Genomic DNA, 15,116 nt, shown 5'->3' with positions numbered 1-15,116 from the left:
AAATGTTTTATGGCTATGAGAATCACTTTAGGTCTTTAGAAGACCTTGAACAAGCTATTGTGAACTACATTGATTATTACAACAACAAACGAATTAAGGTCAAACTAAAAGGACTTAGCCCTGTGCAATACAGAACTAAATCCTTTCAATAATTATTTGTCCAACTTTTGGGGGTCAGTACAGAATGGCTCCATTTTTATTTCTCATCAATAACAATTCTGACTTTTTTATCTTCGGTTGGGACAGAATAAACAATCGTTCTTACCGCAGAGATCGTGCGACCTTTACGACCGATTACACGTCCAACATCACTAGGGTCAAGATCTAAATGATATTCCAAAAATTCTGGTGTATCTTCAATCTTGATAGTTAAAGCATCTGGTTGTGAAATCAAAGGTTTCACTATCGCAATAATAAGATTTTCAATCGTATCCATAGTCAACCTGCACTTCTATTATTTAGAGTATTTAGAATCGTGGAATTTCTTCATCACACCAGCTTTTGAAAGAATGTTACGAACAGTATCAGAAGGTTGAGCACCTTTTGACAACCAGTCAAGAATACGATCTTCTTTTAAAGTTACTTGGTTTTCAGCAACAAGTGGATTGTATGTTCCAACTGTTTCGATAAAACGTCCGTCACGAGGTGAACGTGAGTCTGCTACGTTGATACGGTAGAAAGGTTTTTTCTTAGAACCCATACGAGTTAAACGGATTTTAACTGCCATTTTAAAAATTTCTCTTTTCTCTTTTTTATTTTTAGGAATAGCAGAGCTACTCCCAACATACTCTATCTTATCACAAGAAAGAAAAGGTGTCAAGAAAAAATCTTGACATCTTTTGATATTACCATTCTACGACTTCAAAGACTGTAGCTGTCAGATCTTCAACAAAAGAATCGCTAACTTGACGACTATTTCCAGCTACAAGTTTCAAATTTCCAATATCTTCAATATTGTATCTATCACCACTTGCATTAAAAATTACGAGGTAATAATTGTCATCCTTCACTTCAAAAATGACAATTCCGCTTCCGGAATGCGCCGAATGTACAAAGGCATGCTGGTAAATGTCATCATAATGCTGGTAAGAAAATTCTTTTGTTGTCGTTTTTAAACGAATCATCTGTTTGATATAGTTGATACTTTCTTGATGATGAGCTAATAAATCCCAGTCTACTTGATTGACAGCATCGGGAGCGTTATAACTGTTCATAGCACGCTTATGATCTGCCTGAATGGCATTCCCATTTGCTCCAGTTGCCACTAGTTTGCTACGTGAAAATTCCTGTCCCAACTCCATAAAACTCATGCCTTGTAAGAGGAGATTCATCGCAGTCGCTAATTCAATCCGCTTAGTACGAGTCAACTCATCATCATCTGGGTGCAGTTCAGCTAACAAATCGTGCAAATTGTAATTATCATGCGCTTCTACATAATTAACGACTTGTTTTGGCTCCAGATAGGTTCCTAGTTCACTACTTCCTAGAATTGCCTTGGCAACAATTGATTCTGTCGCTTGACCACTTACAAAGCCAGCTTTCAAACCACCATAAACCTCTGCGCCTTTGATAGCATCACGTTCAGTATCGTTGAAAAATCCGATATTAGGTAATTCAAAGGCATTATCTTTTTTGGCTTTGTCAAGCGGAAGCAATCCTGTCCCCATATCCCAACCTTCACCGTATGTGAGAATTCTCGGGTCAATTTTATCTAACGCTTCCCGAATTTGACGCATCGTTTCAATATCATGAATGCCCATTAAATCAAAACGAAAACCATCAATATTATACTCTTTTACCCAATAAAGGATAGAATCAATCATATATTTACGAAACATTTCATGCTCGCTGGCTGTCTCGCTCCCCACACCTGTTCCATTTTGGAAAGATCCGTCTGGATTCATTCGATAGTAATAATCAGGCACTGCTTGTTGAAACGGTGAATCATGAGTCGAATAAATATGGTTATACACGACATCTATCACTACGGAAATGCCCGCATCATGATAGGCTTGAATCATCGTTTTTAAATCCCGCATTCCTTGAGATGGGTTTGCTGGATCAGTTGAAAAACTTGTTTCTGGAGCATTGTAATTTTGTGGATCATACCCCCAATTGTAGGTCACATTTCCATGCCAATCATACTCTTTATGTCGATCAGAGATGGGCTGCAATTGTACAACATTGATACCTAAAGATTGGATATAATCAAATCCCGTCGCCTGGCCAGATCGATTTTTGGTTCCTTTTTGACAAGCCCCTAAAAAGGTTCCTCGGTGTTTTTTAGACACGCCAGAACTGCTAGACTTCGTCAAATCTCGTACATGCATCTCATAAATAACAGCTTGACAAGGATTCTTTAGACGCCAAATTGCCTGTTGCCCTTGTTTCACTTGGAAATGTTTTGGATTTCGCTCCGCAGGCGATAAAATGACAGAACGCTTTCCATCTTCCGTTACGGCTTCCGCATACGGATCGCGTGTTACTGTTTTGTGATGTTCAAACTCTAGCTGGTACTGATAGGCTTTATTTGCCAAGTCATCTGAAATCACTCGAGACCAAATTCCGATTGTATTTTTAGCATGATCTTTGGAAAAATCTTCTCCTCTTTGTAAGTCGTAGACCTTCCAGATTTTCGCTTTGTTAGTGCTATTCTTGTAGACTACTAGCTGAACTTTTTTTGCAGTCGGTGCCCAGAGTTTAAATTCAGCTTTTTTACCATCATACCGACAACCTAGCCAACCTTGATACCCCCAATGCTGATCAAAATGTTTGCTGTCTAATGCCATATCAAAAGCATGAGGATCTTGCTTTGCATAATACGGACTAGTCATAGCAGCCTGCCTAGAATAATAAACTTGACTGTCTCCTTCTATAATCCAAACCTCAGTCACTAAATGAGATGGTAACAACTGAATGGAATAGTCAACCGACTGGTGAGACCAATCGGTTGTTTTTACAATGACATGGACATTACTCAAAGCTTGTTCGCTTTTATAGGACAAGGTTCCTTGAATCCCGAAATCATCATACTGGGAAAAAGTACTCTCTTCTCCCCATTTATTCATTTGCCATTTCCACATATTATAGGCTGCATAATTTCCTAATTGATTATGGTAATGGATTAAGACACGATAGTCTAACATCACATTCTCCTGATTATTCTTTATTCTCCAATGACAAAGCACTATCGCTAATCTCATCAATATTTGCAAAAAATTCTAAATGGTTATGAAGAACTTCCAATTCAACAGGAGTATCTCCACCATATTCGCCATCCAGATTTAACATGAATGGGGCTTTTTTGTCTAAAACTTCTAACTTTAACTTACTTGTTTTTAAATATTCTACATTCACATCTGTCACATGTTGACCACCATTGATTGCTTGAATCATCAACGCCAACATATCAAACAACCGAGCAGTTTTCACCAAAATCAAGGTAAAATTACCATCATCTAGCACTGTATCTGGCGCTAATTTTTCAAAACCGCCGATTGAATTTGTCAAGGCAACAAAAATCAAAGAGACCTTACCTTCAAACACACCGTGGTCGTGCTCAATATGTACTTTACGTAATTTAGATTTTGGCAGCATTTCTGCTCCTTTTGCGACATAGGCAAGGTAGCCTAGACGTGACTTGACTTCACTTGGAACACTATAGGTCAATTCTGTCAAAGTTCCCGCTGCAGCAATGTTAATAAAATATTTTTTCCCATAAGCCTGACCAATATCCATTTTTATGGTTTGATTTTTTTCAATAATCCGCGCAGCTGCCACTGGATCCCCCATTGGAATCTTGAGGGCGCGTGCATAATCATTGGTCGTACCAGTTGGAATAAACGCCAACTTTGGACGATTTTCCAACGGTGCTACCCCATTGACCACTTCATTGATTGTCCCATCGCCACCAGCTGCAACAATTAAATCAAATCCCGCTTTGGCTGCTCTCTCTGCTTCATTTTGAGCTGATAAAGGAGCTGGCGTCGTCTGATAAGCACTTGTTTCATAGCCTACATCTTCTAAAACGTCTAAAACTTCTGCGATATTTTTTTTAATAATTTCCTGACCAGAGGTCGGATTATAAATCAATCGTGCTCTTTTTCTAGCTGTTTCCATACAAACCTCTATAAACTCTCAAGCCAAATTTCATCACGAATGGTTATGCCCAACTCTTGAGCTTTTGTTAATTTACTTCCTGCATCTGCTCCGGCAACGACTAGACTTGTTTTCTTAGATACCGAGCTCGTCACCTTTGCACCTAAACTTTCTAATTTCGCTTTTGCTTCTGAACGATTGAGACGTTCCAATTTTCCTGTTAAAACAACGGTCAATCCAGAAAGCGCTGCATCTGCTGCCACTTTTTCGCCAAGGTAGGTGAAATTTAACCCCGCTTCTTTTAATTCCGACAATAAAATATGAGTTCCTTCTTGTGCGAAATAGCTGGAAAGACTCTCAGCAATCACCATTCCTAGACTATCCAGCGCAGCAATTTCTTCTCTTTTTGCTTTTGCTAATTGCTCCAAATCATGAAAATGCTCCAACAAAATCTGACTGGCTTTACTTCCAACATGGCGAATGCCCAAGCCAAATAATAATTTCTCAGCAGAATTTTCCTTGGAAGCCTGAATAGCAGTATACAACTTATTAGCTGATTTTTCCTTAAAATTTTCCAATTGCAGCAAATCTTCGACAGTCAAGCGATAAATGCCAGCCACATCATTTACCAACTGCTGATCAAATAACTTTTCTACAACAGCAGGACCAAGACCAGTGATATTCATGGCATCGCGACTAGCAAAATGAATCAAGCCTTCTTTGATTTGTGCAGGACAACGTGGATTGATACAGCGCAAAGCAACCTCATCTTCAAAGTGAATCAACTCGCTGTTGCAACTTGGACAATTCTTTGGAATCTCCAATTTCTCTTTTGATTGGCGCTTGCTTTCAACCACTCGCAAAACAGCCGGAATAATGTCGCCCGCCTTATAAACGATAACTGTATCGTCTTTGCGAATATCTTTTTCAGCAATGTAATCTACATTGTGCAAAGTGGCTCGGCTGACCGTTGTCCCTGCTAATTGCACAGGCGTCAAGTTGGCGGTCGGCGTAACAACTCCAGTCCGCCCAACCGTCCAGTCAACTGATAAAAGCTGCGCTTCTTTTTCCTCGGCTGGAAATTTGTAAGCAATCGCCCATTTAGGTGCTTTTACGGTAAAACCAAGCTCTTCTTGTACCGCCAAATCATTTACCTTGATTACAACACCGTCAATATCATACGGTAACTGGTCGCGTTCTTGAGCGATTTGTCCAATAAACCGCCACACTTCATCCATCGAATGTGCCAAAATATGCCACTCATTCACACTGAATCCATTTTTAGATAACTGATTTAAAACAGCTTCTTGGCTCGTCGCACTTGTCGGACTGGCCTCTTGATAGAGAAAGGTTGCAAGATTTCGCTTGGCAACAATCGCCGTATCCAACTGACGCAATGTTCCTGCCGCTGCATTTCTCGGATTAGCAAATTCTGGTTCTCCGTTTTCCTGACGTAGCTGATTCACCGCATCAAAAGAGCTACGTGGCATATAACATTCACCACGGACAGTCATATCAACTTCGCTTGGCAACTTTAAAGGAATATCTTTCACTCTTTTCAGATTTTCTGTGATATTTTCACCAACAGAACCGTCTCCGCGAGTCGCTCCTGCAACTAAAATCCCCTTTTCATACATGAGAGAAACAGAGAGGCCGTCAATTTTTAGTTCACATAGATAGCTAACATCTGGAAAATCTTTCCGAATCCGTGCATCAAATACATCTAACTCTTCACGTGAAAAAGCATCCTGCAAACTATAGAGCGGATACTGGTGTTGGTATTTTTCAAAACCTTCTAAAACCTTACCTCCCACACGATGAGTTGGGCTATCAGGCTGAACGAACTCTGGATACTGCTTTTCTAAATCTAATAATTCATGATACAGCTTATCATATTCACTGTCCGATACGCTTGGATTATCAGTCGTATAATATTCATGAGCATACTGATTGAGCAACTTCACCAGTTCTAACATTCTGTCTTTCATATTTCTATTTTATCATAATTCATGCGTTTCTACAGCATTCTTACCTATATTCTTTACAAAAAATTAGACAAAAATGTAAAATAACAGAAAAATAATCATCGTCACATCAAATATGATAAATTTCCAAAATTTAATTGATTAAAATACATAAAAGAAGTAAAATATACTATAAATAAAAAAGCTAGGAGAATTGTTAGTATGAATATTACAATTGCAGGTGTCGGTGCCATGGGTAGCCGCTTTGCTCTGATGTTGCATCGAGCAGGGCATAAAGTGACTTTAGTAGATGGTTGGAAAGAACATGTCACAGCTATCCAAAAAGATGGCTTACAAGCTAACTTAAACGGCGAAGAAGTTGTTGCCAAGTTGCCCATCTATTTGCAAAGCGAAGTAGATCCAACCTTATCTAATGACTTAATTATTCTGTTTACAAAAGCCATGCAGCTAGAAGCGATGTTAGCAGATATTCAACCTTTGATACATGATAATACAGCTGTTCTCTGTCTATTAAATGGGATTGGTCATGAAGAAGTCATTGAAAAATATGTCCCAAGAAATCAAATTATGATTGGAAATACCATGTGGACTGCTGGTATGGAAGAACCTGGACGTGCAAAATTATTCGGAAACGGCTCAATCGCTTTGAAGAATTTAGTCGTAGATCCAAAAGCCGAACAAGCAGCTTATAAAGTCATTGAAACCTTGAATTCTGCCGGATTAAATGCGCAATACACAGAAAATATCTTATATGCCATTTATAAAAAAGCTTGTGTCAACGGAACGATGAATAGTTTGTGTACCCTTTTGCTTGCTAATATGGCAGACTTTGGAGACACTACTCCTGCACATAATATTGTTGTGAAAATTGTTAGCGAGTTTGCAGAAGTTGCAAAACACGAAAATGTAGACTTGAATGTCACAGAAACCGTGGACTACATTGAAAAGAATTGTTATAATCGCGATACAATTGGCTTGCATTATCCGTCAATGTATCAAGATTTGAACGAGCACAATCGTTTGACAGAAATTGATTATATCAACGGAGCTATTGCACGAAAGGGACAACAATATGGTGTAGACACGCCATACTGTGCCCTTATAACTGAACTCGTCCATTGTAAAGAACAATTATTAGGTGCAAAATAAACTTAGCTAGAAAATTCATTGTTTTTACAAAAATCTTAAAACGATATGGTCTTATATTTTTTAATTGCCAGATAAACAAAAATATGCCGAAGAATTTTTGGGCATATTTTTTATTGAATCTAATATTAACGAAAATTATTTTCCTAAATCAATCCGCTTATTTAGCTTGTCCATTAAAATTCCACCAATGATGAGTGAAGCAAACTCTCCTACTGCTGTCGTAAACCAAGTCAAAAAGAACGGTGCTTTAGCGACAAGATACAATTCAGCTGCAATGGTAACCATAGAAAGTGAAAAGAAAATCGCAAAATAAAAGAAAGCTTTATTGATCAGTCCATTAAACAAGTATTCATGCATGTATTTTCTAAAGAAATACACACCTAAGCTCAAAAAGACCAAAGTTGAGCCACCACCGACAAAGACATCGATGATTCCAAAGCTAAATAAATTTGCAATCATACACCCCAACGTGACTCCGATGATGTACTTAGGTTTATAAAAAGCCATAAAGTTCATCATTTCGGAAATCCGAAATTGGTAAGCACCATAGCTAATAGCATTCAGAGGCGGTGTCATTGTTAGTGCGACATAAATCGCAGCAACAAGAGCAATCTGAGCCATATCACGAACAGTAATTTTTTCCATGTTTTCTCCTTTAGCGGCTAAACCGCGTGTAATATGCTTGACGAAAGGGAACTAAGCGCCAAGGGCTGTATTGACAAAACGAATACAGCTTTTCAAGTATAGCACATTTTTTGCAAATATGATAGACTAAATCTATGAAAAAATATGTTAAACACTTTTTTGACAACGAAATTTTATCTTATTTGTTTTTCGGTGTTGCTACAACTGTTGTCGCCGTCCTTACTCGTATGCTTTGTTACGCTTTGACGAGCAATGAATTACTTGCTACAGCTTTAGGAAATATCGCTGGTATTCTCTTTGCCTTCGCAACAAATGATACGATCGTTTTTAAACAAGAAAGAAAAGGCTGGGGTGCTCGTTTTGTCAAATTTGCTCTTGCGCGACTTTCCACTTTTCTGCTGGACATGGGGCTCACATTCATTTTTGTCACAACATTTCCTAACATTATCGGGCAATTTGTCCACAATAACATCAAAGCAGTTAATACCATTGAAACTTTATTTGCTCAAATCGTTATTATTGTGCTCAATTATGTTTTTAGTAAAGTCTTTGTATTTAAAAATAAATCAACTAATTAAAAAGACAAACCTACCTCAAATGGTGGTTTGTCTGCAATCTCAAAGAGCTTTAATGCTCTTTTTTTCTTAAATGTCTACACTTGGATTGTCAATTGTTAGATGAGTGATTTCTCCTTTGACTCCAAAATAATCTTCAACTAAACTTTGCAATTCCTGCATAGCTGCTTGCGCGCGTTTAGCTTGGTCTTCATTGATTGCTTCGATGACTAATACTGCATCCGTTGTGCCTTCAGTCAGCATTGTCCGTTGCGCTTCCCTCCAGTTAAAACAACGACAAACCGCTCCTTCATTATCATAATAGATAATCTCTTCTGGAAGAGCTGGGGCGTCTGTCTCTGCACCAAGTGGAAAGAAAGGTTCGCCTCCTTGCGCTTTTCCAAGATGCAAGCCTCCTTGAATCTTAACAATATCTTCACCACCACAAGGAACGGCATAGGAAAGTGACACACTATTATAAATATCCACCAATGGGTTGATCGGATTGAACTCACGACCTTGACTTACCCTTTTTAAAAGAGCTTCAATAGAAGAACGCGCACCTTTTTTAGTTTTAAACTTACTAAAAGCACCACGCCATTCTTGAATCACGTCATTTTGCGTAAAGGTTTCATCTACGATAAAATCTTCTGCACGCTTACTTCCCTTGTCTAACAAAGATTTAAAATAAGGGTCTTTGCTTTCGTCAACGCTATTATCCAAGCCTTTAACAACCATAATGCTAATTTGTGCTTGAGGAAATAATTCCCAAAATTCATTTTCAACTGTGACTTTCATTTTACACCTCTCAATAATTTCTTTTTTGTCCTTTTTTAACCAATTCCCAATCATCAGTAAGATTCTGTCGCACCTTTGCTAACATGTCTTCTAACAATTGAGCGTCTTCTTTGGAAAATCCTGTCAAAGCCTGCTGCTCAGAATAAGTGTGCTCTGCTAAGATAAACGGATAAAGTTTTTTTCCTGTGTCTGTCGCAAAAAGCTCTTTATTTTTTAAATTTCCAGCTGCACTTCTTCTTTCAATCAAACCTTTACTCTCTAATTTTTTGACGGAGCGAGCAACGGTTGACCGATCAACTTTCAGCAAATCAGAAAGCTCTTCTTGAATAATACCGGGACTTTCTACGATACGAACCAAATAAAGGTACTGCCCTTTGGCCAAATCAACATGGCGAAATTCAATATTCGCCATTGAATCCAACGCTCGAGCGATGATACCAATCTCTCGCAAAATCGTCATATTGCCTCCTTAAGCAATATTATACCACATTTTATTGCAAATGCAACAAAAAACACCACAAAAAAAGAAGTTTCATTTGAACTTCTCTTTATTTTTTATAAGTCTCGTTGTCAGTTGTTTATGTCTCGTTTCAAATTCTTTTTCGTGACATCCTTGGTAACTTGCATTTAAGATTGCCCCAATAATCATAATTTGGGCAATGAGGGTAAACCAAATCATGACGACGACAACAAAAATGGAACTAAAAAATCGGACATCCATTAAGTGATTTACATAAGTGTCCAAATAAACGGAAAATAAATTTAACAATACCCCAATCGTAAAAACTACAAAAATCGTTCCTGGCAGAACATAGCGGATTTTCCTGATTTTTACATTGGGTAAAAAGTAATAAAGCATCAGTAAAGAAAGAAACAGCAAGGTGTAAATAGTTGGCTGGGTCATTCTTTGCAAACTGGCATATAGTTGATCATCAAACTCCCAAAAGCTATGAAGCAAGCGAAGCGACATTCTCCCAAACATTGTCAGTAAAAGAGACAAGGCAAAGAGAAATTGCAACCCCAAGCTAATGACTAAACTAAATAATCTATGTGATATCAGACCTCTATCTTTTGCAACACCATAAGCTTTATTAAATGCTTTTTGCAAAAATGACATTGATTGTGAAAATGCCCATAGAGCCGAAAGGATAGAAAAACTCAACAAGCCAGAAGAAGGCTGAGTTAGCAAATTTCGGGTAACCTTTGCAACGACTTCATACAGCGATTCAGGCAGAACATCTTCCATTGCTTCCAAAAATTCTGCTATCGGAATTTGAAAATAAGGCAATATATTCACAACAATCAATAGCAACGGAAAAATCGAAATTAGCAAATAATATGCCACCGCAATGCTTGTCAAATCAATCTCTGATGCTTGATAAAATTTAAAAAAGGATTGTAAAAACGGGTTCTGTCCAATCTTAGAAACAAACTTTTTCATCTCGTCTCCTACTAGAATACAGAGCAAAAAGCCCCTTTCCATTCTTATTTTTAATAAGTTCCTTCTTCTCCTTGGCTGGTTAAGATAACAGGACCATCTTTGGTAATCACAAATTGATGTTCGTATTGACAAGAAAGTCCACCGTCCAGCGTTTTGTGAGCCCAACCCGTTTCAAAATCTGTGTCAATCTCCCAAGTACCTGTTGAAATCATTGGCTCAATTGTCAAGACCATACCTTCACGAAGACGTAATCCGCGTCCAGCACGCCCGTAATGAGGCACCATTGGCTCTTCGTGCATGGTTGGTCCAACACCATGTCCTACCAAGTCACGAACGACTCCATAGCCATGACTTTCCGCATATTCTTGAATCGCTGCACCAATGTCACCAATTCGATTGCCAACTTTAGCAGCTTCAATTCCACGATAAAGGCATTCTTTTGTCACGTCCATCAGTTGTTGCACTTTTTCACTTGCTTGACCAACTGCATAAGCCCAGCAAGAATCCGCCACACCTCCACGGAAATTTTCCGTATAGTGTTTCATCTGCTCTACATTATTGAAATCGAGTTTAGAAACATCTAACTCAGCTTTATCAACCAAGCCAACAACCATATCGACTTTAATTAGGTCGCCCTCAACCAATTTTTGGTGGCGTGGAAAAGCATGTGCCACTTCATCATTCAATGAGCAGCAAGTGGCATAAGGGTAGTCCATGATGCTCCCTTCTACACCAATTTGAAGTGGAAGAGCATTATCTTCCTTACAACGTCTGCGGACGTATTCTTCAATTTCCCACATGTCAATACCTGGCTTAATCAAATCCCTTAAACCAATATGAATACTGGCGAGAAATGCACCGCTTTTTTCCATTAAATCAATTTCACGTTGTGATTTTAAAGTTATCATTCTTTCTCCTTAATATCTGAGGTATTAGTTTATCTTTACTGTAATGGTCGCTTTTGCAACCAATTGAAGTTTTAAATAAATATCGTAATCCAAAATAGCAGAGTGCCTTGTTTGTCGAACAATTCTTGGTCGAAGCGTCAAAGTTTCATCAATCTGAACAGCTTGCAAGAAATAAATCATCATCTGTTCAATAATAATATTTTTCTTGCCAGATGTCATGAATTGATGCGTTGCTGTCGTTAAAATCTCTGTTAGAATCCCGTTAGACAAAACACCGTTACTTTCTAACATAAAAGGTTCCACAACAAAAGAAAATTCATTGTTGATATGACGAAGTTTTTGAGAGACTTGGTCACTAAAAGTCGGTAGGCTGGAGATTTGTTCCCGACTCATTTTTTCCATGACATCACGACGCGTAATGACTCCAAGAAGAGTTTGATTGCTCCGAATAACTGGTACCATTTCAAAGTCTTCTGTAATCATGCGCTGGCTAACATTGGCAATACTGGTGTTTAAAGTAACGGCATAGATATTTTTCGTCATGACTTTATCTAAAATCGTGTGAGGAGACTTGTCACCAGTATCACGCATAGTCACCACGCCAACGACCATATTATGCTGATTAACAACAGGAAAACGACTGCTACGGTTTTTTCGAACCAAATCCATAAAATCACGAACGGTATCTGTATCTTTTAAGAAACCATACTCATGACTACCACGATAAACCTGTTCCACGGTTAAAATATCTGTTTTGATCTGCATGTTGGACAGAGCACGATTGATAATCGTTGCAACTGTAAAGGTATCATGTTGGGATCTTAGAACAGGAATGCTTAAGCGGTTCGCCAATTTTAAAACATCAGAACTCACTTCTAAGCCACCCGTCACTAAAACAGCATTTTCATGCTTCAAAGCCAATAACTGAATACGGGTGCGGTCTCCAATAATCAAGAGACCTCCTTCCGTTAAGTAACGTAAGAGATTCTTCTCGGTCATTGCCCCGATTGTGAATTTACTGAATTCCTTTTCAAGTCCGTCTTGACCAGCTAAGACTTCTGATTTCGTAATTTCAGCAATTTCTTTAAATGTTAAGTGCTCCAGCTCTACTTTGGGAGATTTTACGCGAATCGTGCCGCTACGAGGACGTGTTTCTACCAATCCACGATTTTCAGCTTCTTTAATTGCACGATAAGCAGTCCCCTCGCTTACTCCTAAATAATTGGAAATACTGCGTACACTAACACGCTTTCCTACTGGTAATTCTTCCAAATAAGCGATAATTTCTTGATGTTTACTCATGAAAATCTCCTTTTTCATAGCAAAACTCTAAATAATCCCGCATTTTACGTGTATAACGGTCGCTCCCCTTGAACTGCCGCCTACAAGAAAATCCTGTCTTCTCGGCAACCCTTTGGCTGGCTTTGTTTTCCAGATGAGTTATAATATAAAGTCGCTTCAAATCAAACTGTGTAAATGCCAAATAAACAATATTTTTGACGCACTCAGTCATCAGACCATGTCCCCAATAATCATGCTGAAGAAAATAACCAAGCTCTGCTTCGCCCTTGATTTCGTCTATCTTTTCAAATTTGATAGATCCGATCATTTTCTCAGAATCTTTATCACAAATCGCCCAAATTCCAAGAGGATGTTTCATAAAATAATTAGCCAATACATGTTGGCTTTCTTGTAAATTAGCCTGCACAGGAAAAATGAAGCGTAGATTTTCAGGATTGGAGGCAATTTTATAAAAATCTTCACTATCCATAAAGGAAAATGGACGTAATACTAAATGTTCTGTTTCTATAAAGGCGAATTCCGCCAATTTTGTCCACAAATTCATATCTTACCTCTAAAGATAAGACCCAGTTGGTACGCCAACTGGGCTATTTCACCTCATCATGTCAACGTTGTTTCGAATCTATTCTTCGACAAGCTGAATGTCTGCTCCTAAACTCGTCAACTTTTCAATAATATTTGAATAACCTCGTAAAATAAATTCTACATTTGTAATTTCGGTTTTTCCATGAGCTAGCAAGCCTGCAATTACAAGTGCTGCTCCTGCCCGCAAATCAGTTGCTTTGACCGCTGCACCTTGCAATTGATTAGGGCCTTCATAAGCAATATGATTGGCACTCGTTGAAATCTTTCCTGCCATTTTTACTAACTCAGGGACATGATTTACTCGCTTTTCATAAATCGTATCAATAATTAAGCCACGTCCTTTAGCAGTTAACAAAAGTGGCGTAATAGGCTGTTGCAAGTCTGTAGCAAAGCCTGGATAAGGAGCCGTCTTAATATTAATTGCTTTCAAATCATGTTGCTTTTCGACATACACACTATCTTCAGAAACGGTCATGCGAACTCCCATTTCTTCTAATTTCGCAATAAAGCCTTCTAAGTGTTCATAAAGGACATTGTTGATTTGCACACCTTCACCAATTGCAGCAGCCATTGAGATATAAGTTCCTGCTTCAATTCGATCTGGAATGACTTGATGACGAGTACCATGAAGTTTGTTAACACCTTCAATGACAATAATATCCGTACCAGCTCCTCGAATGTGTGCTCCCATATTATTCAAAAGTGTCGCTACATCAATGATTTCAGGCTCACGAGCTGCATTTTCAATAACGGTGCGCCCTTTTGCTTTTACTGCCGCAAGCATGGTGTTAATGGTCGCCCCAACACTGACTGTATCCATGTATATACTAGCTCCGTGGAGATGTTTACCACCTGTCGAAAGGTTCATGAAATTCCCCTCGTAAGACATAGTAGCCCCCATGGCTTCAAATGCTTTCAAATGCAAGTCAATAGGTCGCGGACCCAAATCACAGCCACCAGGTAAACCAACTGTTGCCTCGCCGTAGCGGCCTAATAGGCTACCATAAAAGTAATAAGAAGCACGCAAGCTATTGATTTTACCATAAGGCATGGGCATATTTTTTATACCACGAGGATCAATTCTCAGCGTATCATCTTGGCGCTCAACAGTAGCTCCCATAGCTTCCATAATGTCAATCAAACTCACAACATCGGAAATATCTGGCACACAGTCCAATGTCACGATTTCATCAGATAAAATTGTCGCCGGAATTAAAGCGACTACGCTATTTTTAGCACCACTAATAGTCACCTCTCCTTTTAAGGGGCGACCACCATTAATTACAATTTTTTTCATTTTCAGCTCTTTCAAAGAATTTCTAATCAAATATACTGCACTTTATTATAACACAGTTTCTGGGAAAATCCTATCCTTTTAAAGAAATCTCTTTTGACTTGTCATTCTTGTTATATAACGATTACAGAGCCATTTTATTTTTGTAACATTAAAAAAGGAGTGAGATCGAACTAAAATTTGAAAATTTTTAGTTCGTAATCTCATCCCCGAAAGGTTGCTCAACAATTTCCTAGACTGTTGAGAGGTAAAAGTTTTTTATCAAAAGTACTCTTTTCTGAGCTTGAAAAACGAATAGTCTTGAGACTTGCTTAGCACAAGCTCTGTTCGCTATATCCAAGTCCTGCTTTGAGTAAT

At 38.4% G+C, this 15,116-nt stretch carries 16 protein-coding genes and 1 riboswitch; of the genes, 3 read left to right on the top strand and 13 right to left on the bottom strand.

Going from position 1 to position 15,116, the window contains the following annotated elements; all coding sequences use genetic code 11:
- Positions 1–152 (top strand): IS3 family transposase (locus IYQ23_RS03690; protein WP_195673944.1); only part of this gene is annotated, 152 nt, incomplete at its 5' end.
- A 44-nt stretch (positions 153–196) separates the two neighbouring features.
- Here IYQ23_RS03690 and kphA read toward each other — a convergent pair.
- The 5 genes from kphA to ligA all read right to left on the bottom strand — a co-directional run bounded on the left by kphA (position 197) and on the right by ligA (position 6,086).
- The gene (gene kphA / locus IYQ23_RS03685; RefSeq protein WP_195674101.1) at positions 197–436 is read right to left on the bottom strand and encodes an RNA-binding protein KphA; all 240 of its coding nucleotides are present in this window, start codon (positions 434–436) and stop codon (positions 197–199) included.
- An 18-nt stretch (positions 437–454) separates the two neighbouring features.
- On the bottom strand, positions 455–727 hold the full coding sequence (rpsP, locus tag IYQ23_RS03680) for a 30S ribosomal protein S16 (RefSeq protein WP_003024685.1): 273 nt from the start codon (positions 725–727) through the stop codon (positions 455–457).
- A 118-nt stretch (positions 728–845) separates the two neighbouring features.
- Positions 846–3,146, bottom strand: a complete 2,301-nt coding sequence (pulA, locus tag IYQ23_RS03675) for a type I pullulanase (RefSeq protein ID WP_195674100.1) — start codon at positions 3,144–3,146, stop codon at positions 846–848.
- A 13-nt stretch (positions 3,147–3,159) separates the two neighbouring features.
- Positions 3,160–4,119, bottom strand: a complete 960-nt coding sequence (locus tag IYQ23_RS03670; protein WP_003029816.1) for a diacylglycerol kinase family lipid kinase — start codon at positions 4,117–4,119, stop codon at positions 3,160–3,162.
- A gap of 8 nt (positions 4,120–4,127) precedes the next feature.
- On the bottom strand, positions 4,128–6,086 hold the full coding sequence (gene ligA, locus IYQ23_RS03665) for an NAD-dependent DNA ligase LigA (RefSeq protein ID WP_195674099.1): 1,959 nt from the start codon (positions 6,084–6,086) through the stop codon (positions 4,128–4,130).
- Positions 6,087–6,284: 198 nt separating this feature from the next.
- Between ligA and IYQ23_RS03660 the strand changes: the two genes are divergently transcribed.
- Entirely contained in the window at positions 6,285–7,232 is a 948-nt protein-coding gene (locus IYQ23_RS03660; protein WP_195674098.1) for a 2-dehydropantoate 2-reductase, read from the top strand.
- A 135-nt stretch (positions 7,233–7,367) separates the two neighbouring features.
- Here IYQ23_RS03660 and IYQ23_RS03655 read toward each other — a convergent pair whose 3' ends face one another.
- Entirely contained in the window at positions 7,368–7,877 is a 510-nt protein-coding gene (locus tag IYQ23_RS03655; RefSeq protein ID WP_022526908.1) for a QueT transporter family protein, read from the bottom strand.
- Positions 7,875–7,983: riboswitch (PreQ1 riboswitch) on the bottom strand. It overlaps the preceding gene by 3 nt.
- A 28-nt stretch (positions 7,984–8,011) precedes the next feature.
- On the opposite strand from IYQ23_RS03655, the gene IYQ23_RS03650 reads away from it, so the two are divergent.
- Positions 8,012–8,455 (top strand): GtrA family protein, encoded by a 444-nt coding sequence (locus tag IYQ23_RS03650; protein ID WP_195674097.1) that lies wholly within the window; start codon positions 8,012–8,014, stop codon positions 8,453–8,455.
- Positions 8,456–8,521: 66 nt separating this feature from the next.
- Here IYQ23_RS03650 and IYQ23_RS03645 read toward each other — a convergent pair whose 3' ends face one another.
- From IYQ23_RS03645 to IYQ23_RS03615, 7 genes are all read right to left on the bottom strand, one after another.
- A complete protein-coding gene (locus IYQ23_RS03645) occupies positions 8,522–9,229 on the bottom strand; it encodes a B3/4 domain-containing protein (protein ID WP_021001643.1) in 708 nt (235 codons plus the stop codon).
- A 10-nt stretch (positions 9,230–9,239) separates the two neighbouring features.
- Entirely contained in the window at positions 9,240–9,689 is a 450-nt protein-coding gene (locus IYQ23_RS03640) for a MarR family winged helix-turn-helix transcriptional regulator (RefSeq protein WP_195674096.1), read from the bottom strand.
- A gap of 72 nt (positions 9,690–9,761) precedes the next feature.
- A complete protein-coding gene (locus tag IYQ23_RS03635; RefSeq protein ID WP_003024700.1) occupies positions 9,762–10,670 on the bottom strand; it encodes a YihY/virulence factor BrkB family protein in 909 nt (302 codons plus the stop codon).
- Positions 10,671–10,720: 50 nt separating this feature from the next.
- On the bottom strand, positions 10,721–11,578 hold the full coding sequence (locus IYQ23_RS03630) for a methionyl aminopeptidase (RefSeq protein ID WP_106384012.1): 858 nt from the start codon (positions 11,576–11,578) through the stop codon (positions 10,721–10,723).
- Between the two features lie 24 nt (positions 11,579–11,602).
- On the bottom strand, positions 11,603–12,880 hold the full coding sequence (gene spxR, locus IYQ23_RS03625) for a CBS-HotDog domain-containing transcription factor SpxR (protein WP_022526912.1): 1,278 nt from the start codon (positions 12,878–12,880) through the stop codon (positions 11,603–11,605).
- Complete coding sequence (locus tag IYQ23_RS03620; RefSeq protein WP_021001638.1) at positions 12,873–13,424, bottom strand: GNAT family N-acetyltransferase; 552 nt, start codon at positions 13,422–13,424, stop codon at positions 12,873–12,875. Before IYQ23_RS03620 ends, spxR begins: the two co-directional genes overlap by 8 nt.
- Positions 13,425–13,502: 78 nt before the next feature.
- Positions 13,503–14,762, bottom strand: coding sequence for a UDP-N-acetylglucosamine 1-carboxyvinyltransferase (locus IYQ23_RS03615; RefSeq protein ID WP_003034537.1), 1,260 nt, complete (start codon positions 14,760–14,762; stop codon positions 13,503–13,505).
- Between the last annotated feature and the right edge of the window lie 354 nt (positions 14,763–15,116).

Origin of the sequence: Streptococcus sp. HF-100 (assembly GCF_015594635.1) — a bacterium.
Classification (GTDB): Bacteria; Bacillota; Bacilli; order Lactobacillales; family Streptococcaceae; genus Streptococcus; species Streptococcus vaginalis.
The sequence above is the reverse complement of the archived record's forward strand: the minus strand, read 5'-3'. Positions and strand labels throughout refer to the sequence as shown.

Bases quoted from the DNA above. Each gene is read 5' to 3' on its own strand.
- IYQ23_RS03660 (WP_195674098.1), top strand. From the start codon at position 6,285: ATGAATATTACAATTGCAGGTGTCGGTGCCATGGGTAGCCGCTTTGCT.
- kphA (WP_195674101.1), bottom strand. From the start codon at position 436: ATGGATACGATTGAAAATCTTATTATTGCGATAGTGAAACCTTTGATT.
- IYQ23_RS03640 (WP_195674096.1), bottom strand. From the start codon at position 9,689: ATGACGATTTTGCGAGAGATTGGTATCATCGCTCGAGCGTTGGATTCA.
- rpsP (WP_003024685.1), bottom strand. From the start codon at position 727: ATGGCAGTTAAAATCCGTTTAACTCGTATGGGTTCTAAGAAAAAACCT.
- IYQ23_RS03645 (WP_021001643.1), bottom strand. From the start codon at position 9,229: ATGAAAGTCACAGTTGAAAATGAATTTTGGGAATTATTTCCTCAAGCA.
- ligA (WP_195674099.1), bottom strand. From the start codon at position 6,086: ATGAAAGACAGAATGTTAGAACTGGTGAAGTTGCTCAATCAGTATGCT.
- IYQ23_RS03670 (WP_003029816.1), bottom strand. From the start codon at position 4,119: ATGGAAACAGCTAGAAAAAGAGCACGATTGATTTATAATCCGACCTCT.
- IYQ23_RS03635 (WP_003024700.1), bottom strand. From the start codon at position 10,670: ATGAAAAAGTTTGTTTCTAAGATTGGACAGAACCCGTTTTTACAATCC.
- IYQ23_RS03650 (WP_195674097.1), top strand. From the start codon at position 8,012: ATGAAAAAATATGTTAAACACTTTTTTGACAACGAAATTTTATCTTAT.
- IYQ23_RS03655 (WP_022526908.1), bottom strand. From the start codon at position 7,877: ATGGAAAAAATTACTGTTCGTGATATGGCTCAGATTGCTCTTGTTGCT.
- IYQ23_RS03630 (WP_106384012.1), bottom strand. From the start codon at position 11,578: ATGATAACTTTAAAATCACAACGTGAAATTGATTTAATGGAAAAAAGC.
- IYQ23_RS03615 (WP_003034537.1), bottom strand. From the start codon at position 14,762: ATGAAAAAAATTGTAATTAATGGTGGTCGCCCCTTAAAAGGAGAGGTG.
- spxR (WP_022526912.1), bottom strand. From the start codon at position 12,880: ATGAGTAAACATCAAGAAATTATCGCTTATTTGGAAGAATTACCAGTA.
- pulA (WP_195674100.1), bottom strand. From the start codon at position 3,146: ATGTTAGACTATCGTGTCTTAATCCATTACCATAATCAATTAGGAAAT.
- IYQ23_RS03620 (WP_021001638.1), bottom strand. From the start codon at position 13,424: ATGAATTTGTGGACAAAATTGGCGGAATTCGCCTTTATAGAAACAGAA.